This is a genomic window from Streptomyces sp. NBC_01217 (genome assembly GCF_035994185.1).
Taxonomy (GTDB): Bacteria; Actinomycetota; Actinomycetes; order Streptomycetales; family Streptomycetaceae; genus Streptomyces.
Genome location: NZ_CP108538.1, coordinates 7,818,253 through 7,843,927, shown reverse-complemented (window position 1 = coordinate 7,843,927; position 25,675 = coordinate 7,818,253). Strand labels below are relative to the sequence as shown.

The 25,675-nt window shown below is 68.4% G+C and carries 25 protein-coding genes and 3 pseudogenes; 12 read left to right on the top strand and 16 right to left on the bottom strand.

Going from position 1 to position 25,675, the window contains the following annotated elements:
* Positions 1–176 precede the first annotated feature (176 nt).
* A pseudogene (locus OG507_RS35105) lies at positions 177–881 on the top strand (DUF2470 domain-containing protein); the annotation flags it as partial.
* A gap of 375 nt (positions 882–1,256) precedes the next feature.
* Complete coding sequence (locus OG507_RS35095) at positions 1,257–1,811, top strand: TetR family transcriptional regulator (RefSeq protein WP_327371124.1); 555 nt, start codon at positions 1,257–1,259, stop codon at positions 1,809–1,811.
* A 78-nt stretch (positions 1,812–1,889) separates the two neighbouring features.
* Here the strand turns inward: OG507_RS35095 and OG507_RS35090 are convergent, their stop codons facing one another.
* Positions 1,890–2,840, bottom strand: coding sequence for an NADP-dependent oxidoreductase (locus OG507_RS35090; RefSeq protein ID WP_327372205.1), 951 nt, complete (start codon positions 2,838–2,840; stop codon positions 1,890–1,892).
* 87 nt (positions 2,841–2,927) lie between these two features.
* Here OG507_RS35090 and OG507_RS40560 point away from each other — a divergent pair, with 87 nt between their 5' ends.
* Both OG507_RS40560 and OG507_RS35070 read left to right on the top strand, forming a co-directional pair.
* Positions 2,928–3,902 (top strand): GlxA family transcriptional regulator, encoded by a 975-nt coding sequence (locus OG507_RS40560; protein WP_442811067.1) that lies wholly within the window; start codon positions 2,928–2,930, stop codon positions 3,900–3,902.
* 226 nt (positions 3,903–4,128) lie between these two features.
* Complete coding sequence (locus OG507_RS35070) at positions 4,129–4,824, top strand: type 1 glutamine amidotransferase domain-containing protein (RefSeq protein WP_327371123.1); 696 nt, start codon at positions 4,129–4,131, stop codon at positions 4,822–4,824.
* 30 nt (positions 4,825–4,854) lie between these two features.
* On the opposite strand, the gene OG507_RS35065 is transcribed toward OG507_RS35070, so the two are convergent.
* Complete coding sequence (locus OG507_RS35065; RefSeq protein ID WP_327371122.1) at positions 4,855–5,247, bottom strand: nuclear transport factor 2 family protein; 393 nt, start codon at positions 5,245–5,247, stop codon at positions 4,855–4,857.
* A 138-nt stretch (positions 5,248–5,385) separates the two neighbouring features.
* Here OG507_RS35065 and OG507_RS35060 point away from each other — a divergent pair, with 138 nt between their 5' ends.
* From OG507_RS35060 to OG507_RS35050, 3 genes are all read left to right on the top strand, one after another.
* Positions 5,386–5,955 (top strand): PadR family transcriptional regulator, encoded by a 570-nt coding sequence (locus OG507_RS35060; RefSeq protein WP_327371121.1) that lies wholly within the window; start codon positions 5,386–5,388, stop codon positions 5,953–5,955.
* Positions 5,956–6,015: 60 nt separating this feature from the next.
* Positions 6,016–6,966 carry a LysR family transcriptional regulator gene (locus OG507_RS35055; protein WP_442811066.1) on the top strand — a complete coding sequence of 317 codons (951 nt, stop codon included), beginning with the start codon at positions 6,016–6,018 and terminating at the stop codon, positions 6,964–6,966.
* Positions 6,967–7,357: 391 nt separating this feature from the next.
* A complete protein-coding gene (locus OG507_RS35050) occupies positions 7,358–7,846 on the top strand; it encodes a phospholipase (RefSeq protein WP_327371120.1) in 489 nt (162 codons plus the stop codon).
* Positions 7,847–8,092: 246 nt separating this feature from the next.
* Here OG507_RS35050 and OG507_RS35045 read toward each other — a convergent pair whose 3' ends face one another.
* The 9 genes from OG507_RS35045 to OG507_RS35005 all read right to left on the bottom strand — a co-directional run bounded on the left by OG507_RS35045 (position 8,093) and on the right by OG507_RS35005 (position 17,414).
* Positions 8,093–9,022, bottom strand: a complete 930-nt coding sequence (locus OG507_RS35045) for a terpene synthase family protein (RefSeq protein WP_327371119.1) — start codon at positions 9,020–9,022, stop codon at positions 8,093–8,095.
* A gap of 47 nt (positions 9,023–9,069) precedes the next feature.
* Positions 9,070–10,434: a cytochrome P450 gene (locus tag OG507_RS35040; RefSeq protein WP_327371118.1), complete on the bottom strand. Its 1,365-nt coding sequence runs from the start codon at positions 10,432–10,434 to the stop codon at positions 9,070–9,072.
* A 60-nt stretch (positions 10,435–10,494) separates the two neighbouring features.
* Positions 10,495–12,054 (bottom strand): prenyltransferase/squalene oxidase repeat-containing protein, encoded by a 1,560-nt coding sequence (locus OG507_RS35035; protein WP_327371117.1) that lies wholly within the window; start codon positions 12,052–12,054, stop codon positions 10,495–10,497.
* Positions 12,055–12,100: 46 nt separating this feature from the next.
* A complete protein-coding gene (locus OG507_RS35030) occupies positions 12,101–13,180 on the bottom strand; it encodes a polyprenyl synthetase family protein (protein WP_327371116.1) in 1,080 nt (359 codons plus the stop codon).
* A 135-nt stretch (positions 13,181–13,315) separates the two neighbouring features.
* Positions 13,316–14,608 carry a cytochrome P450 gene (locus tag OG507_RS35025; protein WP_327371115.1) on the bottom strand — a complete coding sequence of 431 codons (1,293 nt, stop codon included), beginning with the start codon at positions 14,606–14,608 and terminating at the stop codon, positions 13,316–13,318.
* Positions 14,605–15,225 carry a GTP-binding protein gene (locus OG507_RS35020; protein ID WP_442811065.1) on the bottom strand — a complete coding sequence of 207 codons (621 nt, stop codon included), beginning with the start codon at positions 15,223–15,225 and terminating at the stop codon, positions 14,605–14,607. The genes OG507_RS35025 and OG507_RS35020 overlap by 4 nt, the downstream gene beginning before the upstream one ends.
* Positions 15,197–15,580 carry a DUF742 domain-containing protein gene (locus tag OG507_RS35015; RefSeq protein ID WP_327371114.1) on the bottom strand — a complete coding sequence of 128 codons (384 nt, stop codon included), beginning with the start codon at positions 15,578–15,580 and terminating at the stop codon, positions 15,197–15,199. Before OG507_RS35015 ends, OG507_RS35020 begins: the two co-directional genes overlap by 29 nt.
* A complete protein-coding gene (locus OG507_RS35010; protein ID WP_327371113.1) occupies positions 15,577–16,008 on the bottom strand; it encodes a roadblock/LC7 domain-containing protein in 432 nt (143 codons plus the stop codon). The genes OG507_RS35015 and OG507_RS35010 overlap by 4 nt, the downstream gene beginning before the upstream one ends.
* Before the next feature lie 11 nt (positions 16,009–16,019).
* Complete coding sequence (locus tag OG507_RS35005) at positions 16,020–17,414, bottom strand: ATP-binding protein (protein ID WP_327371112.1); 1,395 nt, start codon at positions 17,412–17,414, stop codon at positions 16,020–16,022.
* Between the two features lie 601 nt (positions 17,415–18,015).
* Here OG507_RS35005 and OG507_RS35000 point away from each other — a divergent pair.
* Positions 18,016–18,423, top strand: a pseudogene (locus OG507_RS35000) (IS5 family transposase); the annotation flags it as partial.
* Here OG507_RS35000 and OG507_RS34995 read toward each other — a convergent pair.
* Both OG507_RS34995 and OG507_RS34990 read right to left on the bottom strand, forming a co-directional pair.
* Positions 18,415–18,930, bottom strand: a complete 516-nt coding sequence (locus OG507_RS34995; RefSeq protein ID WP_327371111.1) for a DUF5959 family protein — start codon at positions 18,928–18,930, stop codon at positions 18,415–18,417. The pseudogene OG507_RS35000 and the gene OG507_RS34995 overlap by 9 nt on opposite strands.
* A gap of 302 nt (positions 18,931–19,232) precedes the next feature.
* A complete protein-coding gene (locus tag OG507_RS34990) occupies positions 19,233–19,895 on the bottom strand; it encodes a TetR/AcrR family transcriptional regulator (protein WP_327371110.1) in 663 nt (220 codons plus the stop codon).
* Positions 19,896–20,200: 305 nt separating this feature from the next.
* Here OG507_RS34990 and OG507_RS34985 point away from each other — a divergent pair, with 305 nt between their 5' ends.
* Positions 20,201–20,905: a hypothetical protein gene (locus OG507_RS34985; protein ID WP_327371109.1), complete on the top strand. Its 705-nt coding sequence runs from the start codon at positions 20,201–20,203 to the stop codon at positions 20,903–20,905.
* Here the strand turns inward: OG507_RS34985 and OG507_RS34980 are convergent.
* Together OG507_RS34980 and OG507_RS34975 are read right to left on the bottom strand one after the other, a co-directional pair.
* Complete coding sequence (locus OG507_RS34980) at positions 20,877–21,776, bottom strand: F510_1955 family glycosylhydrolase (RefSeq protein WP_327371108.1); 900 nt, start codon at positions 21,774–21,776, stop codon at positions 20,877–20,879. The two genes, OG507_RS34985 and OG507_RS34980, sit on opposite strands and share 29 nt — an antisense overlap.
* Positions 21,777–21,869: 93 nt before the next feature.
* Positions 21,870–22,316, bottom strand: a complete 447-nt coding sequence (locus OG507_RS34975; protein WP_327371107.1) for a hypothetical protein — start codon at positions 22,314–22,316, stop codon at positions 21,870–21,872.
* Between the two features lie 120 nt (positions 22,317–22,436).
* Between OG507_RS34975 and OG507_RS34970 the strand changes: the two are divergent.
* Positions 22,437–22,661 (top strand): annotated as a pseudogene (locus OG507_RS34970) (amino acid permease); the annotation flags it as partial.
* A 31-nt stretch (positions 22,662–22,692) separates the two neighbouring features.
* Here the strand turns inward: OG507_RS34970 and OG507_RS34965 are convergent.
* Positions 22,693–23,052 carry a DUF6223 family protein gene (locus OG507_RS34965; protein ID WP_327371106.1) on the bottom strand — a complete coding sequence of 120 codons (360 nt, stop codon included), beginning with the start codon at positions 23,050–23,052 and terminating at the stop codon, positions 22,693–22,695.
* A 231-nt stretch (positions 23,053–23,283) separates the two neighbouring features.
* Between OG507_RS34965 and OG507_RS34960 the strand changes: the two genes are divergently transcribed.
* Both OG507_RS34960 and OG507_RS34955 read left to right on the top strand, forming a co-directional pair.
* Complete coding sequence (locus OG507_RS34960; protein ID WP_327371105.1) at positions 23,284–24,411, top strand: sensor histidine kinase; 1,128 nt, start codon at positions 23,284–23,286, stop codon at positions 24,409–24,411.
* Positions 24,408–25,070 (top strand): response regulator transcription factor, encoded by a 663-nt coding sequence (locus tag OG507_RS34955; protein WP_327371104.1) that lies wholly within the window; start codon positions 24,408–24,410, stop codon positions 25,068–25,070. Before OG507_RS34960 ends, OG507_RS34955 begins: the two co-directional genes overlap by 4 nt.
* The last annotated feature ends 605 nt before the right edge of the window (positions 25,071–25,675 follow it).

The following is a 25,675-nucleotide window of genomic DNA, read 5'->3' as shown; positions in this document are numbered from 1 at the left end:
ACCACTCGGCAACGGACCGGGGCGACGGAACCGGGCCGGCGCACCTTCCCACGACGCGTACGAGCCCGCCGGGCAGCACGCGGACTACCCAAACTTCACCCCGCGAATTAGGTTAGGCTTACCTAAGTCATCGTATGGAGTCTCACCGCCCGCCTCTCTCCCTCTGGAGAACTTGGATGCGCCCCTTCCGCACCCGCGTCACGCAGTCGACCCCCGCCGAACGCGTACGGTCGATCCTGGCCTCGGCCCATTCGCTGACGGTGGTGAGCGACGGGCTCGAACCCACCGTTGTGCACCGCCTCGACAGCACCGGCCCGATGGGCCACTTCCACCTGCACGAGCCGTCGGCGACCGGCCCTTCCCAGTCGGCCACGCGTGTCCCGGTCCGGCTGGAGTTCACCGACATCGCACCGACGCCCGTACGCGACCGAGTGCGTGCCCGCGTCACGGTGACCGGGCTTCTGGCAGCCCCGTACAGCGCCCAGGCCACGAAGAGCACCTGCATGGAGTTCGGTCAGGCGGTCTTCGAAGACTCCGAAGGCCGTGCGTTCGTCACGCTGGATGCACTGCAGGCGGCGGACATCGATCCGGTCGCCGCGAGCGAGGCCGGCATGCTGACCCATCTCGTGGACAGCCACAGCGAACTCGTCCCCCTGCTCCTGCGCCTCGTGCGACCGCAGCCCGAACGGGGCATCGCGCGCGCCGTTCCGTTGGCGATGGACCGGTACGGCGTGACCCTGCGCCTGGAATACCCCCACGTCCACCGCGATGTCCGGCTGCCGTTCGCGACGCCCGTGACCGACATCGATGAGGCCGGCCCCCGGATCCACGCCCTCCTCGCCGCGGCCCATCGCGCTCCCCACCCCAACCACCTGCTCGCCTCGAGTGTCGGCCACGGGCCCTCGTCGAACGCCTTGCGGGCGGCGACGGCGGCGTCCACGTCCGCGGGGGCTGCCTGGGCGGCGCGGCCGACCAGGGAGTGGTCATGGGGTGAACGGACCTCTATGGGCTCGTCCAGAGAGGGGGCGGTCCAGCGGCCGCCGATGTACAGCCGGTCGTAGTTGATCATGGTGCCTTCTGTTGCTCGGGCCCTGGCTTCGATTGGCGGGGCGAGAAGCGGGATGAGGAGCGGGGCGCGACCCGGTGGCCGCCCCGTAGCCCTCATCCCGCATGCATGTAGGTGGTTACCTACGCGTGGACCATAAACCCGCCCTCACGTCTTTGCAAGTGGTCGCCTACTTACATAAGCTGCGGGTATGGCCCGCAACGCAGACGAGACCCGCCGCAAGATCCTGGAGGCCGCCACCGAGGAGTTCGCCCTTCATGGCATCGCCGGCGCCCGGGTCGACCGGATCACCAAGACCGCCGGAGTGAACAACGCCCTGCTCTACCGCTACTTCGGCAGCAAGGTTGAGCTGTTCGACACGGTCTACAGCCGCCTGGTGGTGGAGGTCGTGAACGCCGTTCCGATGGACGCCACCGACCTGCCCGGCTACGCGGGACGCCTCTACGACTACTACGAGGCCCGCCCCCAGGTGGTACGCCTGGCCGCCTGGCGGCAGCTGGAGCGCCCCGAGCACACCCTTCCCCAGGTGGTCTACGACGCCCAGCGGGAGAAGTCCGACAAGATCGCCGAGGCGCAGAAGGACGGCCTCGTTCCGGCGACGCTGCCCGCCGAGGAACTGCGGGACCTCATGATCCTGCTGTCCCTCAGCAACACACCGCTCGTACCGGCGATGGGCTCCGCCATCGACCGCGAGCAGCGCCGCGCCACCATCGTCGCCACGGCAACCGCCGCCCTGCGCGGCTGACCGCCGCTCCGGGCGGCCGCCCGGAGCGCGGACGCCCTCATTCGGTTACGCCATCGGCGTCCCCGGCCGGACCTGCCCTCATGCCCCGGCGGATGCCCCGTCCACGACGAGGACGATCTTGCCCGTGGTGCGGCCGGTCTCGCCGAGGGCATGGGCCTTGGCGGCGTCTGCAAGGGGGAAGACCGCCTCGACGTGGGCACGCAGCGCGCCGGACTCCACGAGGTCGGCAATGGCCGTCATCCCGGCGTGGTCGGCCTCCACGAGGAGGGTCTCCACGCGTACGCCCCTTGCGGCGGCCTTCGCCGGCTCGTCCGGGTCGGCGCCCGGGAGGAGGGAGACGAGAGTGCCTCCGGGGCGAAGAACGCCGAGGGAACGGCTGCGGGTGTCTCCGGAGAGCGGGTCGAGGACCATGTCGACGTCCCGGACGACCTCGGCGAAGTCGACCGAGCGGTAGTCGACGACCTCGTCCGCGCCGAGAGAGCGGACGAAGTCGTGCTTGGGGGCGCTCGCGGTGCCGATGACGTACGCGCCACGGGACTTGGCGATCTGGACGGCGAGGTGGCCGACTCCGCCCGCGGCCGCGTGGACGAGGACCCGCTGCCCGGGGCCGACCCCGGCGGTGTCGACGATCGCCTGGTAGGCGGTGAGGGCCGCGAGCGGCAGGGCGCCCGCCTGGACGTGGTCGATGCCGTCCGGCTTGTGCGTGAAGGCGCGGGCGGGGCCGGTCACGTACTCGGCGTGGGAGCCGGCGCCGTGAGGATAGGGCAGCATCCCGAAGACCTCGTCGCCCGGCTTGAACAGGGTCACGCCGAAGCCGACGGCCTCCACGACGCCGGAGACGTCCCAGCCGAGGACGAGCGGCAGGTGGCGGAGAAACAGACCGCTGGAGCGGTGCTTCCAGTCGGTCGGGTTGATACCCGCCGCGCGGACCGCGACAAGGATCTGGCTCGGGCCCGGTTCGGGCCGCGGCAGCACGACCTCATGGAGCACCTCGGGGGTGCCGTGGGTGTTCTGACTCATGGCGCGCATGGTGATGTGATCGGTCATGTCTCCAGCGTCGCCGCCCGCCCCGCCCCGTACCATGGCATGATTGCCATCTTTTGACAGGATCGTGCCATGGGAAACCTCCATCGTGTCGTCGTCCTCGCCCTGGACGGGGTGTATCCCTTCGAACTGGGAATCCCGAGCCGGGTGTTCGGTGCCGCGGCCGGGCTCTACGAGGTCCTGACCTGTTCGGTGGACGGCCGGCCCGTCCGTACCAACGCCGACTTCTCGGTGACCGTCGAGCACGGGCCGGAGGTGTTGCGCACGGCCGACACGGTTCTGCTGCCGCCCTTCGACACCTCCCTCCTCTCCCGCGAACTGCCCGCGGGGGTTGCCGAGGTGCTCGGGTCCGTACCCACGGGGGCCCGGCTGGTGTCCATCTGCACCGGCGCGTTCGTCCTCGCCGGAGCCGGACTGCTCGACGGCCGCTCCGCCACGACGCACTGGGCGCTCGCGGAGACCTTCCGCTCGTGGTTCCCGCAGGTCGTGCTGGACCCGGACGTGCTCTTCGTCGATGACGGCGACGTGCTGACCTCGGCCGGGGCCGCCGCCGGGGTGGACGTCTGTCTGCACCTCGTACGCAAGGACCACGGCGCCGCCGTCGCCAACCAGGTGGCGCGTGCATGCGTCGTGCCGCCCTGGCGGGACGGCGGGCAGGCCCAGTACATCGAACGGCCCGTGCCCGAGGCCACGTCGCACGGGACCTCGGCCACCCGGCAGTGGGCGCTGGAGAACCTTCACGATCCGCTCACCCTCGGCGAACTCGCCGATCACGCCCGGATGAGCCTGCGCACCTTCGCCCGGCGGTTCAGCGAGGAGGTCGGCCTGAGCCCGGGCCGCTGGCTGATCCAGCAGCGGGTGGCCCGGGCCCGGCATCTGCTGGAGTCCACCGACCTCGCGGTGGACGACATCGCCGGACAGGTCGGCTTCGCCACCGGAGCCTCGCTGCGCCAGCACATGCACACCGCGATCGGCGTCTCCCCGCTGGCCTACCGGCGCACCTTCCGCGGGACGGCGGCGGCGCCCCCCGAGGCAGCGAACGTCTGACTCCTTCCGCACGTCGGAGCAGTGCGTGTCTATTCCCGGGGATCCATTGGAGTTCCGATGGCACGCATTGGATTCCTCATTGGAAACCTGTCCGGGACGGGTCTACGTTCGAGGAAATCGCCGCACCGACGATCTGGATCCGCAGCGTCAGCGCTCGCAGAGCGTCCGGAGTGTGCGATCACCGTCCCTCGGGCCCGAAGCCAACCCGCACCCCTCGGAGACACACATGTCCAAGATCCTTTTCGTGATGACCGGCGTCGACCACTGGACGCTCGCCGACGGCACCAAGCACCCGACCGGCTTCTGGGCCGAGGAGGCCGTCGCCCCTTACGAGGCGTTCAAGGCCGCGGGCCACGAGATCGTCGTCGCCACCCCGGGCGGCGTCGTCCCCACTGTCGACAGGGGCAGCCTCGCCCCGGAGGTCAACGGAGGCCAGGAGGGCGCCGACAAGGTCACTGCCACGCTCGACTCCATCGCCGAGATCAAGAACCCGATCCGGCTGGAGGACGTGAACCCGGACGACTACGACGCCGTCTTCTACCCCGGCGGGCACGGCCCCATGGAGGACCTCGCCGTCGACGCGACCTCCGGCAAGCTGCTGATCGACACGCTCGACTCCGGCAAGCCGCTGGCCGTCGTCTGCCACGCCCCGGCCGCTCTCCTCGCCGCCACACGCGCCGACGGAACGAACGCCTTCGCCGGCTACAGGGTCGCCGCCTTCACCGACGCCGAGGAGGCCCAGGCCGGTTTCGCCGACAAGGCGAAGTGGCTGCTGGAGACCCGCCTCGTCGAGGCCGGTGTCGAGGTCCGGGCCGGCGAGCCGTGGGCCCCGAACGTGGTCGTCGACCGCAACCTGATCACCGGCCAGAACCCCTCCTCCTCCGCCCCTCTCGCGGCCGAGGTCCTCAAGAAACTGGCCTGACCGCCCCGATGACGTCCCCGTCGAAGTCGCTCATGCGCCCGTCGCCTCCCGGGTGATCCGGTCGAACTGGGCGCCCATGGCCTCGGACAGCGCCATGGCGGCGGACAGGGGGCGGACCATGACGGTGAAGTCGTCGATCTTCCCCTCCTCGTCGAAGTGGAGGAAGTCGCAGCCGTGGATCCGCTTGCCGTTGACGGTGGCGGTGAAGACGAAGGCGTGGTCGCGGCCGTCCGGGTTCGCGATCTCGCGTACGTATGTGAAGTCCTCGAAGACGCGCATCACGCCACGGAGGATCGCGGCGGTGATCGCCTTGCCCGGGTACGGCTTGAACGCCACCGGGCTGGTGAAGACCACGTTCTCGGCGAGCAGCGCCTCCACGGCGTCCGGATCACGGTTCTCGACTGCGTTGCGGAACGGATGCATGAATCCTCACTCACTCACTTAATCAATAAGTTGACTAGGCGAGTCGGAGATTATGACTCGCCGGTAGTGCTGTCCAGGCCTCCGACGGGGAGACATGGGCAACTTGTTCATTACTCAAGAGAGTGCCACGGTGGGGGGATGGCATTGCGCGACGCGGTGATGGCCGCGCTCCTGGAGGGGGAGGCGTCCGGCTACGACCTGGCCAAGGGCTTCGACGCCTCGGTGGCCAACTTCTGGACCGCCACGCCCCAGCAGCTCTACCGGGAACTCGACCGCATGGAACGGGAGGGCCTGGTCACCGCCCAGGTGATCCGCCAGGAGCGACGGCCCGACAAGCGGCTGTTCTCACTCACCGAGGCGGGGTACGCGGCCCTGCACGCCTACAGCGCCGAGCCGATCGGCCGGCCCGCCGCGATCCGGGACGGCCTCCTGGTGAAGGTCCAGTGCGCCGACGTGGGTGACATCGCCGCGGTACGCGCGGACGTCTCCGAGCGCATGGAATGGGCCCGGGCCAAGCTGGCCCGCTACGAGCGGCTGAGGCAACGGCTCCTCCAGGGGCGCACCGAGGACGAACACCTCGCCCACGCTGACCGGGTGGGCCCCTACCTCACCCTGCTGCGGGGCATCGCGTTCGAGGAGGAGAACATCCGATGGGGCGAGACAGCGCTGCGCGTCCTCACGGCGCGCAGCGCCCCCGCCACTCCCTGAGGCCCGCGCACCCGCACCCACCCACACCTACCTGCCATAGGAAATGGGTAGTGTTTCTTCGTGAGCCATAAGCATCCCAATGGAACCGTCGACGTGACGCAACCGGGTACGACGCCCGTGGCGGACCTGAATCTGCTGCGCACCTTCCTGGCGGTCCACCGCTCCGGCTCGTTCACCGCCGCCGCCGGGCTGCTGGGACTCTCGCAGCCCACGGTGACCACCCAGATCCGCGCCCTGGAGCGGCAGATGGGCCGCGAACTCTTCGAGCGCCTCCCGCGCGGCGTCGCCCCGACGAGCGTGGCCCACGACCTCGCGGTCCGCGTCGCCGCGCCGCTCGACGCGCTCGCCGCCGCGACCGGGCACGACACCGCACCCGACGAGCGGGCCGCCCCCGTCCATCTGGCGGGCCCCGCCGAGCTGCTCTGCACCCGCGTTCTGCCGTCCCTCGCCCCGCTGACCGCCACCGGCGTACGGCTGCGGGTGACCCCGGGCCTGACCGACCCGCTCCTCGACGAACTGCGCGCCGGACGCCACGACCTGGTCATCGCCACCTTCCGGCCTCGCGGGCGGGCCCTCACCTCCGTACCGCTGATGGACGAGGAGTTCGTCCTGGTCGCTGCCCCCTCCTGGGCCGACCGCGTCAAGGAGCGGCTGGCCGTGGAAGGGCCGTCCGTACTGCACACCGTCCCCCTGATCAGCTACGCGGAAGACCTGCCCATCGCCCGCCGCTACTGGCGCCACGTCTTCGGCACCCGGCTGTCCTGCCCCGCCGCCGTCACCGTCCCCGACCTGCGCGGCGTCCTCGCCATGGTCGCCGCCGGGGCCGGCTTCACCGTCCTGCCGCGCTACCTCTGCCAGGACGGACTGGCCTCCGGCGCCCTCGTGTCCCTGCACGAACCGGACGACCCGCCCATCAACACCGGCTACCTCGTCCAACGCCCCGGCCGCCCCGACAACCCCGACGTCACCCGGGTCCGGGATGCGCTGATCGAGGCGGGACGCGCCTGGTAACCGCACGGGGGATGCGGGTTCATCAGGGTGAACGTGCGGGAAGGACCGGCCGGGAGAAGGCAGTCGCAGGGACCGGCGGGAGTGGTCTCTTACGGGTCTTGCCGACCAGGTCTCCGTACCGGACGGCAGACCCACGCTGTCCGGCCCGGCCGGCGAACCCACCGTGCTGCGGGCGGAAATCCCGTGTGAACCGATGCCTCCGATTGTGGCCAACTAGGGCTGGTTGCGTGTGCGTTCCACATGGGACGCATGGTGACCCCGGGACTTGGGGGAGCCTTCCGCAGCGAGTCACCGCGCGTAGACCCGTACGACAGCACAGGCCGTCACCCTGATGGCGCTCCGTGCCACCGGGCACGGGGTACCCCACTGCCCTAATCCGGAGGCTATCCGCATGCGCAGTCGTCTGGCACTTCCGCTCGTCGCAGTCGTACTCACCCTCCCCGCAGCTCTATTGACGGCAGGTCAGGCCAGCGCGGCCCCCGCCGACAAGCCCCAGGTCCTCAGTAGCTGGACCCAGACCAGCGCGACCAGTTACAACGCCTGGGTCGCCGCACGGGCCAACCAGGGCGCCTGGTCCGCCTACGCCTTCGACTGGTCCACGGACTACTGCTCCAGCTCGCCCGACAACCCCTTCGGCTTCCCCTTCCAGACAGCCTGTGCCCGCCACGACTTCGGCTACCGCAACTACAAGCAGGCGGGCACCTTCAGCGCGAACAAGTCACGGCTGGACTCCGCCCTGTACGAAGACCTGAAGCGCGTGTGCAACAACTACTCCGGTGCCACGAAGGCATCCTGCGACGCGACGGCCTGGACGTACTACCACGCGGTGGACATCTTCGGCTTCTCGTCGGCGGTGGACGGCACCAAGTCCGTCGCCTGACGCTTCCGCGACCCCGCCGAAGTACGCAAGCGCGCGAGAAAGGGCCCCTCGAATTGGCGTTCACGAGGGGCCCTTTCCCTGTCTGCGCGCAGCCAAGGATTCGAACCATGCCCGGTTCGCCGACCGTTTCGGATCGTCCCACGGCGGCCGGCCCGTCACCATCCCCATACGGCACACACCACGGAATGCAGCCAACACCCCCGCAGCGTAAGGAACTTCTGCAGAGATCACTCCGACGAGCCGAAGTCAGTGATGCCCGTAGCGGGCGTGCCCTATGTGCCACACGTAGGAGGCTGCTACGGCTTCCACGGCGTGAGCGTGATCCCCGAGTGCGTTCTTGCTGTCGGCAGCGAGTTCGGTGATTCGAAGGCGTGCGGTGGAGGCTTGGTCTTCACACATGCGGGAGGCCAGGCGGAACGCCCCTTCGAGGTCGCACTCGCGGTGTCGGATCAGCAGTGCCGGCAGGCTCAGAGGAGTCGGGCCACCGCGATCTGCCTCCTTCGCGTACGAGGCAAGGTCGTTGATCCACCCGGCAAGGTCGGCAACGGCCTTCTCCAGTTCCCGCACTGCTGCCGAGGCTCGCTGATCCTCGGTGAGTTCGTATCCGAGCATGACTTCCGCGGTCGCCATGACGGTCCGGACGAAGACGGTGTGCGGGCGCATCGCGCAATAGTCGCTCAGGGTGACCTCGTCGGGCCTGTCGAGGTGATGGGCCTCCCAGAGGATGCCGAAAAGGTTGTCACGCAGGTGCGCGGTGAGCCGCAGGTACTGCGTGGGCGTGGCCCGTTCCCGGAACCGGCCAAGGAGGTCCCCAAGCGCAGCGGTGTAGACGCCGGCCTCGCCTGCCGGCTCGTCATGGCCGGCGAGGAGGTGGACACATTGACTGATGCGGCGGACCAGTCGCGCGGTGTCACGGGCTCCTTCGGTCTCGCCGTGTGTGTCGTCGAACGCGGTGAGCCACAGGAAGAGGTCGGCACAGAGGAAGACGCCGTCCCGGTCGGCCGCCGGGAGGACGCGGGCCACCCCCTGGGCCGTGATGTTGCAGAGGGTCTTCAGCTCGCTCGGTGAGCGGACCAGGGGGAAGCCGTGGAGCCAGTCGGCGGTGTGCTGCTCGATGGCTTCGGCATGCGGGCTGGTTGAGAAGGGACCGGGAAAGGAGTCTCGGAGGTCTGGCATCGGGAGGGGGGCAGTGGGCCAAGGAGCCGAAGCGCGGGAGGAGTCGTTCATACCGTGCTCTCCGCGACCGCATGCTTTCTGGGCTCGGCGATCATGTCGAGGGACGAGGGATGCACAGTGATCTCCGGCACCGGCCGGACGGTTGCGCCGGGTACCGGCCTCAGCCGCCAGCGTGACGCAATGAGCGCCGTAATGACGACGGCTTCCATCAGGGAGAACTGATCTCCGATGCACATCCGCTTTCCGACCCCGAATGGAATGAAAGCTCCCCTGGGTGGCTGAGGACGCTCGGGGAGCCAGCGGTCGGGGTCGAAACGCAGCGGGTCGGGGTACAGGTCCGGATCTCTGTGCATCGCGTACGGGCTCCACATCACGTCTGTCCCCACAGGCAGGCTGAACTGCCCGAGCTGCACGGGTGAGATGGTCCGTCGGGTCAGGATCCAGGCGGGGTTGTGCAGGCGCAGGGTCTCGTCGATGAGCCTGCGGGTGAAGGCGAGCCGGGGTATGTGTTCGGCGGCGAGCTCGTCTCCGGCGAGCACGGTGTCCACTTCTTCGTGGAGCCTGCGCTCCAGCTCCGGGTTGCGGGCGATCTCATGGAACAGCCATGCGAGGGTGACCGCGGTGGTCTCGGAGCCGGCGGCGAGCAGGGCGGTGATCTCCGCCGTGATCTCCTCGTCGCTCAGGATTCCGCCGGTCCCGTCCTGGACGGTCATGAGGAGCGAGATCAGGTCGTCGTACGCGTCAGGGCTCGCCCGGTGGTCGGCGATGATGTCCGCGATGGTCTTGTGCAGGACGGCGTTGGCGGCCCGGGCCCTGCGGTTGCCGGGGGTTGGCAGTCGCTCCAGTGCGGAGACGGGCACCATGGCGTGCATGAGGGCCGCCTTGAAGACCGTGTCGACGCTGTCGAGGATCGTCTGCGCCGCCCCGCGCTCAGGATTCGAGGAGAAGAGCGCCGCCATGACGACCCCCTGGGCCATGAGCTGCATCTCGTTGGACACGTGGAGGACTTCCTGATCGCGCCAGGCCGAGACCGAGGGTTCCGCCGTGGCCCGCATGGTCTCAATGTAACCCTTGACGTGTTCACGATGCAGGGCGGGTTGCATCAGACGGCGCCGCTTCAGGTGCGGTTTGCCTTCAGCGACCGGCAGGGGGTCTCCGCCGAAGATCTTGAGTTTGTCGAAGAGCAGTCCCTTGTTGAAGTGGTCGGACTTGCGGGTGAGCATCTCCTGGAGCAGCTCGAACGAGTTGATCACGGTGATCGTCTTCTTCGGGCCGATGACGAGTCGCACGATCGGCCCGTAGGTGCGCAGGCGTTGGACATAGGCCAGGCGGTCCCTGAGCAGAGGCGAGACGTGCCCGATGAGCGGTATCCGCCCGGGGGCGATCGGCGCAATACGTAGGTCGGCAGTCATGTGCCTGTCCCTTTCCCTCGCTTGTGGTTTGTGCGGTCCCTGGGCGCGATGACGGTCTGCTCAGCTACGACGGGTGCGCAGCCTCTCCCTCGCAGCGAGCACTTCCGCTTCGATCACTGCCGTGGGCGCGTACAGGGTTTTGTCATGCCACAGGGCGGGGTGCTGGTGGCTGGGGTGCGAGGCGGCGCGCAGGTATGTCTCGGCTCGGTCCAGGGCCCGGGTGTGCTGCGGCTGCGGTGTGGGTGTGGCCGCGCTCAGCAGGATCTTGACGGCGTATGCGGTCTCTTCGACCGTGCCGCCCCACACGCCCCAGGAGCCGTCGGCGCGCTGGGTGTCGGTTGTCCACTCGGCGGCCCTCTGGACGGCTTTGGAGGCGTGGTGGCCGCCGTACTGCGCGAGTGCGGTGACGCTCCGCTCGGTGGCGTAGTAGGGGGAGGCATGCCATTTGTCGGTCCAGTGCCCTTCGGGCTGCTGCTGGCCGGTCAGCCAGTCGCGCAGCTTCGCCGCGCGGGGGCCGTAGGTGTCGTATGCCGTCGGGCGGTGCCGCAGGTGGCTCACGAGGGCTTGCAGGGCGTGGGCGTTCGCGGTGACCGATCCGGTGTCCTCGCCGATGTAGCAGTCGTAGTGGCTGCCGTTGTGGAACAGGTCGAGCGGTGCCGGGTCGTGCGGCAGGCCGACGAGCGAGGCGACCAGTACCGCCATGGCGGTGTCGTCGGCATCGGTCATGAGGCCGGGCGCACCGCGCACGCCTTCAGGATCGTAGATCTCCCCGGCCCACCCGCGGACAGTGGGAAGAGCGGCAGCGGGCAGCTGGGCGCGCGCCAGCGCGACGGCGACCCACAGCCGTTCGACCACGCGGAAAGGCGCGGCCTCGGGGAAGAGACCGTCGTAGCGCTGCGCCACCGCAGTGAGGTCGGCGACGGCCCGAGCGGTAGCAGCGGGTGACCGTGCTGCCCGTGCCGCGGTGGCAGCCGGCGAACTGCCCAGCAGGCCTTCGACGTCAGGGACGAGATCCGGCGGTATGTACTCGTCTATGCCTTCGAACGTGTGGTGAAACTTGACGGGCAGGCTGCCCGCCGACTCGTACCGTCTGGCCACGTAGGCAGGTGCCGACCCGTCGAAGCCGCCCGGAACCGGCAGCGGGCGGCCGACGGAACCCGGCATGTCCTCGCCGGTGGTCAGGGAGCCCAGCTTCTCGTTGATCTTGGCTACCAGACTGGGAACGAGTATTTCTGCTGCAGCCGTGTCCGGCCACGGCAACACCGGTGGCAGTGACCGCAATACGTCGAGACCTCTGTCCACCGCGGTCGTGAGCCGGCCGGTGACCTCCGCGGTCGTGGTGCCCCTTCGCAGGACCGCCAGTGCTGCCTCCACCCCGCTGAGCGTCGGCAGGAGCCGGTAGGGCAGCGGCCCCTCCCCCCAACTGCCGTCGAGCGCCTGCTGTTCCAGCAGGTACTCGATCCGCCGTGGTTCCCCGGGCAGCCACGGCGCTGCGGAGAGGACACGGGCCGTCTCGTACAGGGAGGGGCGGACGCTTCCCCATCTGTCCTGGTCGGCCCTGGCCACCAGGCCGGCGGCTCGTTCGGCGTAAGACGTGCTGGTGGGCGTGCTGATGCTCATGGGGTGACTTCCTCCTCGGGGTTCTGAATCCGGTGTGCGACGACGCCTATGTCTGCCTGGCCGTTGCGTCCAGGGCGAGCCGGCGCAGGGCGGCTGTGGCACTTACCGGGAAGGGAGCGTTGTCCAGGGCGGCGAGGGCGGCCGCCCGTCGTGCGTTGATCATTTCCTCCACGGTCTGCCGGGCGCCGGTGGAGTTCAGGATCGTGCGGACCGCGGCGGCATGTTCCTCGTTGAGGTCGCTTCGGCCGACGAGCTCGCGCAGTGTTGTCAGTTCGGCGGTGGAGGCTCGCTGGACAGCGAGCGCCATCAGGACGGTGGCCTTGCCCTCGCGCAGATCGTCCAGTATCGGTTTGCCCGTCTTGGCGGGATCACCGAAGACCCCGAGCAGGTCGTCCCGCAGCTGAAAGGCTTCTCCCAGCGGAATGCCGAAGGCGGTGCAGGCGTCGAGTACGGGTGGGGTCGCTCCGGCCACGGCCGCCCCGATGTGCAGGGGCCGTTCTATGGTGTATTTGGCCGTCTTGTAGCGAATGACGTGCAGTGCCGCATCCACGTCGCCGGTAAGGCGGCCGGTGGTCTGCAGGTCCAGGAGTTGGCCGTACATGACCTCGCTCCGCATTTCGGCCACCAGGGGCAGCACCTGCGCCAGCCGTCCCGGACTGAGGTCCGCTGTGCGCAGGAGTTCGTCGGACCACACCAGGGCCAGGTCTCCGAGGAGGACGGCCGCGCCCAGACCGTGCGCCTCGGCCCTGCTGTGCGGGCCGCCGCTGTCGGTATACGCGGTGGCCAGGGCACGGTGGGCGGACGGCCGGCCGCGGCGGACGTCGCTGTCATCCATCACGTCGTCGTGCACCAGGGCGAAGACCTGGAAGAGTTCGAGGCTGGCGGCAGCGCGAAAGGCGGCGGTCATGTCGCCTGTTGCTCCGGCGGCTTGCCATCCGTACAGGCACAGCAGGGACCGCAGGCGTTTCCCGCCGGTCAGGAGTCCGCGCAGGGCGGTGGTCAGGTAGAGCAGCTCGGCTCCTGGCGCAGCACGTTCCTTGGCATCCAGGAATCCGGTCAGAGCCCCGCCCACCTCCTGTCGTAGGGAGGAGAGGTCGGGCAGTCCCGTGCGAAGGGTTTGTATCACCGGCGGTTGATCCTCTTTCGTTCGGGAACCGTCGTCGCGTACACGCGTCTCCTCCCTGGGGCTGTCGCGGTGGTGCCGGCCGGTTCCCGGGCGGCACCACCGCGACACGACGATCGACGGCAGGTGATACGGCTTCTACGCCTTGGTGCTGCCTGACGTCGGGGAGAATAGCGCGTCCCGCTCGGGGTGGGATGGGCTCCGGCTCCAGGGGGTGGCCCCGTTGGCGTCGGGGGTCAGCGGGGTGAATCGGGCCGGGAGTGCGGTGAGCGTCCGATGGACAGCACCAGGCCGGTAGGTCAGCTTTTCGGCGGGAATATCCAGTTCGATGTCCGGCAGATAGGTCAGGAGCCTCTCGATGGCGGCGGTGGCGATCAGCGTGGCGACGTCACGTGCGGGGCATTCATGGGGTCCTGCCGCGAAGGCCAGGTGCGCCTTGTTCCCGGAGCGATAGCCGTCCGCCGGCATGCCGGAGTGGGGGCAGGTGTTGGCGGCGGCGTAGGACACCATGACGGGCGAGCCTGCGGGGATGCGAGCGCCGTGGAAGGTCACGTCCTTCTTGGGGAAGTGCACGCTGTAGTTGGCCAGCGGTGCGTCGTGCCACAGCGCGTCATCGATGGCGTGCTGGATGGGCAGGCTCCCGGTGGTCAGGGTGCCGAAATAGCGGTCGTCGCTGAGCATGCGAACGAGTGTGTTGGCGATGAGGTTGCCCAGTGGCTCGTTCCCGGCCCCGAGGGTGATGAGGATCTGGTTGACGGCCTCTTCCTGGCTCAGCCCATTGGGATGATCGATGAACCAGGAGGTCAGGTCGTGGCCTCGCTGCGCCGCCTTGGTCCCGTAGAGGGTTTCGAGGTAGGCGCCGAACGACTGCCCGCCCGCTGCCTGCTTCTCCGGATCACTGTCCATCATCGCCTCGAGCGCCCACACAAGCCGCGGGCCCTCCTCGTCCGGCATGCCGAACAGAGCGTTGAAGACCATCAGGGGCAGCTGCTGCGCGTACTGGCGGACGAGGTCGACCGTTCCGGTATCAGCGAATTCCTGGAGAAGTGTGTCGGCGTAGCGGAATGTCAGGACACGCACATCATGGGGGTCCAGAAGACCGAAGCTGTCCGTGATGACACGTCGCAGGTGCGCGTGTGCCTCGCCGTCGGCGAAGAACAGGCTCGGCCGCCACTCGACCAGGGGACGGATAGGGCTGTCCTCCGGCACCTGCGGCAGCCAGTCCCGGGTGTCCTTGGTCCACGTGTCGGCGTCCTGCAGGAGGTCGAGGGCGGCCCGGTAATCGGTGACCAGGTGGACCATGAGGCCGGGGGCCACCTCGGCTACGCCGACCGGCCCCTGTCTGCGCAGCAGTTCATAGCTGCGCTGAGGGTTGGCGGCGTGTTCGGCCCCGTGCAGGGACACGGGGGCTTCGGCTGGTGTGAGCGTCACGAGGCTTCGACTCCGGCAACGGATATGGAATGGGCGGTCAGTTGGATGAGGGCGTTGAGGCCGCTGTTCTTCTCTCGTGCGTCACAGGTGACCAGTGGGGTCTCTGGGGCGAGGTCGAGCTTCGAACGGATGAGCGCCAGATCGTATTTGGGTGAGTCAGGGAAGATATTGACAGCGACGGCGTACGGCAAACCGCGCTCCTCGATGAGTTCCATCACCTCCCAGGAGTCCTTGAGCCGCCGGGTGTCGACCAGGACGAGGGCACCGAGTGCTCCGAACGCGATGCCTTCCCACAGAGGAAGGAAGCGGCGCTGCCCGGGAGTTCCGTACAGGTACAGAACGATCTTGTCGCCGGGCAGGGTCAGACGGCCGAAGTCGATGGCGACCGTGGTGGTGGATTTGTCACGCAGGACATCGTGGCTGAGGTCGTCGGTAGCGACCGCCGCGTTCGTCATGACCTCGTCGGTGTGCAGTGTCGGAATCTGCGACAGCGACTTGACCACAGTCGTCTTGCCGATGCCCAGCGGGCCGGCAACAAGGATCTTGATCCTTCGGTGTTCTCCCTCAGGCAGGTAGACAGGGGGCGAGCTAGGCGGCAAGGAGAGCGCGGAGTCCACTCAGAACCTCTTCCAGGACATCTTTCGACGGTCGGCCATCGTTCGACGCGCGCAGAGCGTCCGGAATCGGAACGCTGGCCTTTAACTGACCGTCACTGACAAGTTGTTCGGCGAGCACCAGGGTGACGCTGACCGGGAGGCCGAGATAGCCGGCCAGCTCGACGACGGTGAGAGACCCGTCGGTGAGCAGCTCGACCACGCGCTGGTGCACCGCCGTGTGGTACCTGGCCAGGGGCAGACCACTGGCACGCAGAGCGGCCAGCGAATCGAGGGTGCCCGAGAGGCCGGCACCGGGGCTGGTTCCGGTCGCAAGATAGGCCGGAAGCAGCCGTCGCTGTTCCTGGCCGCGGCTCATGACGCCCCGTCGCTGGTACGGGCGGGAACGGACATGATCTGTTCCCCGAGTTTCATTGCCTGGCGGGCCATCGTGGCCGCGACCACCCCCATGGGCATGTCCTCATCGCCCGCTGCTGCGATCAGGGTGTTGGTTCCTTCGCCGACCGGCATGACCATGTAGGTGCCCCGGTCGTTGTGTGAGGTGACGGTCGTGAGCGGAGTGCTTGGAGGCGCTCCCAGAACGGCGTTGGTGGCGGCGCGAGAGGCGGAGTGCAGCGCGGCGGTCATCGCACCGATGCCGTCTGCCTCGTCCTTGGTCAGGTTCTCGGAGATGACCTGGACCATCCCGTCGAGAGTCATGGTCAGAGCGTGCCGGACACCACGGATTTCGGTGATGGGCTTCAGGACCCAGGCGGACGGACCGGTCTCTTCGTGGGCTTCAGACATGGTCACAGTGTTTACTCCGAATCGGTGACGGACCGGCCGCTGGTGAGGCCACTTTGGAAATCGCTCCAGAGGGCGCCGGTGTCCTCCGGGTCCAAGGGGCGGGGCGCTACTACGGCGTCATCATCATGGATGGCTGTCGCCGAGAGACGACGACGGCGCTGCGGCAGCTCCTCCGCACCGGCCGGCGCGGAGGAGTGTGCGGGCGCGTCGACGGTGGGGGGACGCTTGTGGGCCTGAGGCGCCACGGCGGGTTGAGGAGCCATCACCGACGGAGGCGTGGCGTCTTCGTCGATCGAGGTCAGAAGGTTCTCGGGAACTGACACCACAGCGCGCACCCCGCCATAGGGAGAGGAAGTGTCGATGGAGACGTGGAGGCCGTAGTCGGCCACAAGGCGGCCGATGGCGGCGAATCCCATGGACGGCGGGTCACCGAGCTCAAGGAGCATCACCTCCTGCTGCTCACCCGATATCAGACCTCGGCCGCGGGTGAGCGCTTCCGAGGTCATGCCCTTGCCGGCGTCGTCGATCGTGATGCACACACTGCCGTTGCCGGTCTGGAACAGGCTGACGTCCACCATGAGGTCGTCACGGGAGTGCTCCAGCGCGTTGGCCATCAGCTCGGCGCAGACCACGGCAACGGGCTCGGCCGCGCGCCCGACCACGCCGATGTTGGAAAGTCCCAGCCGGGAAACAATGTTGATGCGGTCAAAGCCGCGCAGCCGGGAGGAGGCGCCACTGACGACCTCGCTCACATAGGTGTCCTTGCGGACGTGCCCCGGCCATCCTCCGCACACGATGGCGGATCTCTGCGTGAGGCGCAGGTTCTGCTCATTGAGGTGGTCGGACTCGAGCAGGCTCTGCGTCAGACTGGGCGGCGCGCTGAACTCGTGCTGCAGACCGACGATATTGGTCTGCAGACGGTAGGAAAGGGCCTGGGACTCCTGAGTCGCGCCGCGCAGGGCAGCCCGAGCAGCGGCGTCGATGCGGCGCCTTTCCTTGAGGACGATGCCAGAAACAACTTCGGGCAGGGCGTCAAGGAGCTGCGCGGCCTCGGACCCCGCGAGATCCTTGTGGAGCAGTCCGGGAACGGGGTGATGAGAGCTGATCAGGTGCAGTGCGAGAGCGGGAAGCCGCTCGGAGGCGAGGTGACGCACCTCGTCGAGAAGCTCCGCCTCCCGGGTGTTGGCTTTCTCCGTGCGGGACTCCGCGGTCTGCCTGTTCTGCACCTCGGCTCGGGCGCGGCCCTCGGCGGCCTGCACACGGGAATTGGCGGCCTGCACCTCCGCGGACAGATCCCTGCTTCGTCGTACGTGTTTGCGGCGCGAGCGCGCCAGGAGCAGCGCCCAGACTGCCAGGAAGAGGGACAAGGCGCCGAGCGAAAGGGCGATTTTTGAGGACAACGTCACGGATGGTGGTCCTAGGGTCGGGGTCGAGCCTTCGAAGAACGGCGCAGCAGTTCATTCCCGGGAGGGGGTGAGCGCCGGACTCCGGAGTACTGGCGGACAGGAGTAGCAATGCGGCAATCTGCGAATAGTGTGTAGAGAACTCGTGCAGGGCAAAGAAGTGACACTGCGGACAAACGCCCGCGAAGCCGGGACAGGTCCGGTAAACGGCCCGAGCCGGCCATGACTCCAACGGCGCGATCCCCCGGGCACCGTCGGCAGCCGTCCGGCCAGTCCTCATGCAACTCCCTGCCCCGGAACGGTCGCAGGGCGGAGCCCGCTGAACGCAAATGGATAAGTTCATCAGAGCTCCGTTAAGAACGGCGAACGCCGGCTACACCTGGTGCTTCCCGCCGTCGCACGTAGTCGACTCGCGGCTCTGCCACTTCCTAAAGCGCGGTCAGTTTACTGGAGTTGATCTGTACACGCAGCACTGATGGCCCGTGCAGTTGCGAACCGGACAATCTCTGACTGCCAGGTTCTCGACTCCGATGGCACGGCATGGACGTGACACTCTCCGCAACTCTCCGAGCGCACTTGGTCGGATCGCTCCGGGACTTTTGACCTGATCACGGACGCCACAGGCATCCCGCTCGCGGTCACTCCGACCGGCGGCAACCGCAACGATGTCACCCAGCTCATCCCACTGCTTCAAGCAGTACCGCCCGTGCGAGGCAAGCGCGGCCGACCTCGCCGCCGCCCGGACACCGTACTTGGGGACCGCGGTTACGACCACGACAAGCACCGTCGGCTCGTCCGGGACCTCGGCGTGAAGCCGGTCATCGCCCGCCGCGGCACCGAGCATGGTTCCGGCCTCGGTACCCAACGTTGGGTTGTCGAGCGCGCGTTCGCGCGCCTGCACTGGTTCCGCCGCCTGCGCATCCACTGGGAGATCCGCGATGACATCCACGCAGCCTTCCTCGCCCTGGGATGTGCGCTCATCTGCCGGCGGCGGCTTGTCTCCCTACTCTGACAGCATCGGAACCCAGTGATTCATCACCTGGTGCAGGCGTTGCCGGTGGTCAGCGATCCAGTCGTCCGGCGGTACGAGCGGCACCCGCACGGTGACCATGGACCCCGACTCGTCCTCCACGGTCACCTCCGGACAGTCACGCTCGCCGGTGAGTTGGATGGAGATGGACGGCCCTCTGTCCCACTCCATCCAGACGACGTCCTCGTCGGTGTCGAGCAGATTCAACGCAGTTGCCCAGCTTTCGAGCTTCGAGGTTGACAGCACCAGGTTGATACGGCCGGACACGAACGGTGTCCTGACCGTGATCTCGGCCTCCAGCCCGGCGGACCATCTGGGATCACGCCCCAGAACGTTGACGGTGACGCTGTTCCCCTCGTCATCGGCGAGGGAGATGAGCTCCCTCGGAGCGATGTCGCCCATAGCTGCCCCTTCATCGGCGAGTACCGAGCGATCGTCGCCCTGCGAGGAGTGCATCCGCCACTCCATTTCGTCGGGGGTTTTGAGCACCACCGGGGATCGTCAGGACTGTCGGTGGGTGCGTAAAGCCTGCCGGCCACCTTCCGGACTGCGAGCCGGCGCGCAGGACACGGATGCCGGTGCAGCCGGTCTCGACGGCGGTGGCCAGGGCCTCGCCGACGAATTTCGGGGCGGCGCGGGAGTCGGCTGCCCTGCCGCGGTGGAACGACCTGAGCGCGCGTCGTCGGGGGCGTTCTGGTGCGGGAGTTCGCCCTGCGCGGGCGGGAAGTGCGCGTAGGTGCTGACAACGACCCGTGTCCGTCGGAGGCGGCCGCAACACCTCAGGCCGAGGGTCAGTGGGCGCCGTGCCGTCGGTGGTGGTGCAGGCGCTGTTTCTGGTCAACCGCCTTCTGGCCGACGGATGCTGGGCCGCCTGCTTCAGCCGGGTAGCGCAGTCCGGCCAGGGTGACCGTGACGAGCCTCAGGGTCGCGGCCTCGGAGGGCAGGCTGCCGGCTGCGCCGAGGGCGTGGAGGCAGTAGTCGGCGAGTTCGTCGGGCGCGACATCGTTCCGCAGATCGCCGGCCTTGGCGCCCTCGGCCAGCAAATCGCTGATGAGTTCCCTGAGTTGCTGGTGCGCCCGGATGACGTGCTTGCCTTGATGCAGGAGTGCCGCGACCTCGGTGCCGTGGTGTCCGTGCCGCCCGTGGGTCATGAGCGCGTATGCCGTCAGCACGGCTTCGAGTCTCTCGCCCTCACTGTCGGCTCGGTCTCTCACGGCGGTGAGGTGTTCGAGGTGCTCGGCGATCTGGCGTTCGTGCCAGGCGGTCAGGATCGATTCGACGTCCGGGAAGTACTTGTACAGAGTCGCCCGCCCGATGCCGGTCTGCTGGGCGATTCGCGACATCGTCACGGAGAGCAGGCCGTGCTCGGCCACCAGCGTCGCGGCGGCGTCCAGGGTCGCTTCGCGCACTGTGTGGCGGTGTGCCTCGATCGTCTCGCTCCAGAGCTTCGGCATCCCCCAAATATACGCGACGACGACCCCATGACACTATGACTTGACAGAGACAGTCTGTATCGCAAAAGGTGACCGTCATGAAGGGCTCGGTAACCACGCGCGACAGCGAAGGACGCACTCATGGCCGACTTTTCCCCTGCTCCCCACTCAGGCGACGGGACGGACGCGGGGAGGCCGGGACCTACTCCGGCCACGGGTAGGCCGCGATGGGTGATCGTGTTCGCCGTCGTCGCTGTCGCCTTGGTCCTGGCGTTCGTGATCATGCACCTGGCCGGCGGCGGCATGGGGGGCCACCACTGATGGCCATGACGCCGCGCCCGCGCAAGGTCGCGCTCACCGCGCACATCACGGCCTCGGTGGGCTGGCTCGGTGCGGTCGCCGTCTTCCTTGCGCTCGCCGTCGCGGGCCTGACAAGCCAGGAGGCCCAGACGGCACGGTCCGCGTATATCGCGATGGACCTGACCGGCTGGTTCGTCATCGTCCCGCTGTGCTTCGCTTCGCTGCTGACCGGGGTTGTCTCGTCCCTGGGTACTGCCTGGGGCCTGGTCCGCTACTACTGGGTCGTGGTGAAACTCGTGATCACGACCCTGTCCACCATCGTCCTTTTGGTCCACATGCAGCCGGTCAGTTACATCGCCGGTATAGCGGCGGGAGCGGACTGGTCCAGTGGTGGACTCGACGGCTTGAGGACCCAGCTCGTGATCCAGTCCGGTGCTGCTGTGCTGGTGCTCCTCGTCGCGACGGCCCTGTCGGTGTACAAGCCGCAGGGCCGGACCCGTTACGGGCAGCGCAGGCAGTACGAGCAGCGCACCTCGTCACAGGCCACGGACGCAGCCGCGCCCACCCGGGCCCCGGGGCCGGCCCCGGCTCCGGGGCCCGGGGAATGCAATCGCGCCCTGATGTTTTGGTGTCCAGAGGGTGGAACGCCCGACTCGGCCAGGGCAATGTCGTTGCCCTGGCCGAGTCTTCCGCTTGTGTGGATCAGTGGCTGTCGCCGGCGGCGACCGTGAACCGCTTGGTGAAGGTCTTGCCGCCGTTCCGCGACTCGTACACGCCGTTCTGGGTGGCGGCCAGGATGTGCTCGGCGTCTACCGCCGTGAGCGCCTGGGCCTGTCCGCCGGGCACCGTGCCCGCCTTCTGCCAGGTGGCGCCACCGTCGGTGCTCCGGTTGAGCCCGCCCGAGTCGTCGATTCCGTACAACGTGCCGGGCTTTGGCCACGAGAGGAAGGCCATCGCCGGCTGCCGGCCTGCGGCGAAGGTTCTTCCGCCGTCGGTGCTCCTCGCGATGCCGTCGGCGGTGGTGGCCAGCATGGTGTCCGGGTCGTCGGGGCTGACGGCGATGTCCAGTGCCTGGAGGTGGGCCCGGTCGTCCCAGGCGGCTCCGTCCTTGCTGACGCGCAGCAGGGCATTGGTGCTGTCGTAGCCGTAAATGGTGTTGTGAACGTAGTTGAGGGCGTGGAAGTCGGCCTCGCCGGCCAGCGAGCGGGCCTTCCAGGTCTTCCCCGAATCGGTGCTCTCGATCAGCCCACGGTCGCTGGGGCCGGTACCGAGGGCGGGTTGTCCGCTGGCCAGGAACGTCTTGGCCTTGACCACGGTGAAGCCGATGAAATCGTCCTTGCTCCTGCCGACCCGCACGGCTTCGCCGCCCTTGCCCGTGGTGAAGATCCCGTCATGGGCGGCAACGTACAGCTGCTGATCGGCTGGGTCGATGCCGAGCCCGTGCACATGCCTGATCGGGGCGGAGGGCGTCTCTGGCGTGGCGGCGGAGGAGTCTGCACTGTTGTCGCCGCAGGCGGCGAGCAGCAGCGCGCTGCTGGCAATGGCTCCCACCGCCACCCGGCGGCGCAGCGGCCGGTTGACGGCACGCTTGAAGGCGGTCATGTCGTGTACCTCGTACGATCGATTCTGAACGAGCAGATGGGCAGGCGTCTGGCGGGCAGCCCGGGAGGGCGCACCCTGCGCAGGAGGACCGGCCTAGATCCGCAGAATCGACAGTTGCGCGAGATCGGGCGCCCCGGGCGGAGAGTTCGGACTTACGGCTGCGAGAACTCCGGTGACAAGCTTGGCGAACCAGTCGCGCCGGCCCATGAAGACTGCGCGCAGCAGTGCGGCCAGAGCCCACGTGCCGAGGACCGCCAGACACAGCGAGGCCATGTCCATGTCCGTACCGGGCTCATTCGACGATACGGCGGCACTGGTCCGCGCCGGGCCGGCATACGGGTTCGTGGCCGGCAGGTCATGGAGCGGGCCCGTATCCGTGACGGCATCCACCTGGCGTCCGTGCACGGATCTTTCGCCCATGCCGACCGTGTGCATGGAGGAGGACGTCCCCGCGCCGGATCCCTCGGCGGGGTGACCGACGGTGTGCATGACGAACACGCCGAGTGCCAGCACCACGACAAACAGAAGGCGCGCTGCCACGCCCACTACTCGTGTGTACTGATACATCATCGCGCCTACCTCCGCCGCCGACCATAACCGAGGGGCAAGGGCCCATGTCCTGGGGGCCGATCGGACTCTGTCGGTGGCTGTGGCCGTTCCTCCTCCTTCGGCGTCCTGACGTACTACGCGATCGCCGACGCCTCCGCCTGGACCCTGCCCCCGGAAGAAGGCCGCCCCGCACGGGTCATTCCCGTCCTCGGCCTGGTCGGCTGCCTGATCCTGGCCTTCGCCCTGCCCATCTCCTCGGTGATCTCCAAGGCCGCGGTACTGGCCCTCGGTGCCGTTGCCTACGGCATCACGCGCGGTCTCGCAGCCCGCGGCTGACCGTGTCCGGCCGCGCACGGATTCGCTGCGGTCAGCCGGCAGGCACGGTGCGGCGGGAACGGATCAGCGCCCGGCAACCGAGGACGATGGCGATCGCTCCCAACGGGATGGCCGCGACGGCTCCGACGAGCCCGTTGCCGGTGCCGGGACCGCCGCTGGAGGTGGCCAGGTGCAGCACCGCGAGGACCGTGCCGGCCAGCCCCACCGTCATGGCCGAGATGGCGCCGGTGCGCGCGCTGCCGGTGCGGATACGGCCGGCGATGCGGGCCAGCGTCAGCCAGCCGATGGCCACGCCGACCGCCCCTACCGCGAGGGCCAGGTTGGCACCGGTCCGCCCGTCGCCGATGACTCCGCCCTCGGCAGCCGCCATCACAACGTCTGATGCGTTCATGCCTCTCTCCATTCTTTTCGCTGGGCAGTCCCAGGGTTTCGCTGTGACTTGAGCATGTCTGCCGACCGCAGTGCCGGTCGTCCTTCAGGCGCAGGCACTTTGCGCTGCCGCTGATGCCGCAGACGCCTGCTGCGGATGCGGCAGGAGCCGCCCGGATACTGCGGGCGCGGTAGCCGACCGCTCGTCCACGAGCGGGACGTGCCCGCAGCGGCACCCGGTTAAGGTGCGCGCATGGACAAAGGTCGGTTCGGCGTTCCGGCCGGTGTCAGAGACTGGGCGATCGCCCTCGGTGTGGCGGCCCTGCTGCTGGGCACCGGGCTGTCCGGGGAGCCTCCCGGCACGGGCCCCGACATGCTCGGCTACGCGCTGCTGGCGGCCGGTGGCCTCGCGCTGGCCGCGCGTAGCCGCGCTCCGCTGACCGTCCTGGCCGTCACCGGGCTGTGTGCGGTGGGGTATCAGGCGGCGGGTTTCGACGTGCTCGCCGTCTCGTACCTGGTCGCGGTGTACGGCGCGGTGCGGGCCGGGCACCGGGCCGTCACCGTGACGGCTTCCGTCACGATGCTGGTCGTTCTTCTCCTCACTGCCCTGGTCTTCCACGATGGGCCTGCGGGTGAGGCGTTGGCGCAGGCCCGACATGTCCTGGAGATTGCCTGGTTGATCGCCGCGTTCGCCGCCGGGGAGGCGCTGCGGCAGGCCGAGCAGCGGGCGGACGAGGCCGAGCGCACCCGGGAGGAGACCGCGCGGCGCCGTGCGGATGAGGAGCGGCTGCACATCGCGCGGGAGCTGCATGATTCGCTCACCCACCAGATCTCGATCATCAAGGTCCAGTCGGAAGTCGCCGTCCACGTGGCCCGCAGGAGGGGTGAACAGGTACCCGAGACCCTGCTCGCGATCCAGGAGGCCGGACGTGAGGCGACCCGGGAGCTGCGCGCCACCCTGGAGGCGCTGCGCGATGACGACACCACCCCGCCCCGCGGCCTCGACCACATCCCGGAACTGGTGGAACAGGCAAGCAGGGCGGGCCTGGAGGCGACGCTGACGATCGAGGGGCAGCGGACCGATGTGCCGGCCGCGGTGGGCCGGACTGCTTACCGGATCGTTCAGGAGTCGCTGACCAACATCGCCCGGCATGCCGGTGCCGCAACGGCGTCGGTGCGCATCGTCTACCGGGCCGACTCACTGGCCATCCAGGTCGATGACGACGGCAAGGCCACGCCGACCGCAGTGCCGAAGCCCGGTCTGGGGCTGCTCGGCATGCGCGAACGCGTCACCGCCCTCGGCGGCCGGCTGCGCGCGCAGCCGCGCAGCGAGCGCGGCTTCACCGTCCAGGCCGAACTCCCCGTGGAGCGAGCGTCATGATCCGTGTCCTGCTCGTCGACGACCAGCCGCTCATCCGCAGCGGATTCCGTGCACTCCTCGATCTCGAAGACGACATCGAGGTGGTGGCCGAGGCAGCCGACGGCGAACAGGGCCTGGCGCTGACCAAACAGCACCTGCCCGATGTCGTGCTGATCGACATCCAGATGCCGGTCGTCGACGGCATCGAGGCCACCCGGCGCATCGCCGCGGACCCGGCCCTGGCCCCGGTGCACGTCGTCATCCTTACCAACTACGGCATGGACGAGTACGTCCTGGACGCGCTGCGCGCCGGCGCCGCCGGTTTCCTCGTCAAGGACATCGTGCCGGACGACTTCGTGCACGCTGTGCGTGTCGCTGCCCGCGGTGACGCGCTGCTCGCGCCGTCCATCACCCGCAAGCTGATCAACCAGTACGTCACCCAGCCGCTCCCCGCCGTCGCCGACACCGGGCTGGACGAGCTGACCGGCCGCGAACGCGAGGCCGTCACCTTGGTCGCGCAGGGTCTGTCCAACGACCAGATCGCCGGCCGCATGGTGATCAGTCCAGTGACGGCGAAGACCCACATCAACCGGGCCATGACCAAACTCCACGCCCGCGATCGCGCCCAACTCGTGGTACTCGCCTACGAATCCGGCCTGGTGACTCCGCGCAACTCCTGACGTCCAGGAACCCGGTCCAGCCGTGCACATCGAACGACAGCTCCGGCGGGTCGATCTTCGGAAGTACCTTCTCCACCCGCCCCGCAACCAAGCCGGCGAGTTCGGCTCGTCCAGCGCGCCGAGCTTGCCCACGCTCAGCTTCGCCCGGCCGCCCGGCGGGACCTCGATCGAAACCCTCGTGTCCTGGCCGGCCGCCTCCAGCTGCTCCGTCAACTGTCTGCACGGGGTCGAGGGGCCACTGGCCGACCTGACGGAGTCTCCAGTAGCGGGCTACCCTGCCGCTCAAATCTGCTCTGTCAACCCGGCCAGTCCTCGCCAGGAGTTACAGGGCCTTTCCAGCCATCCGAAGCGGTTACAGCCACCGCGCTGCCATCGCCAGTCCTCTGCGTGCACGAAGGACGCGAAGACACAAAGGTCTTCGCTCTGATCGAAGACAAGCACAGTGTTGGCAGGTAGGTCCATGCGAGGCATCCTCGCAGCTATCCCCCGCACTACCGCCAAAAGAAACCATGTCCAAAACCCTCCCTAGTAGCGTGTCGCCGCTTAGTTATGGTGCACCTGACTGGGAGGTTGGTGTCTGGCAGATTCCTTCCCCTTTGCCAGAC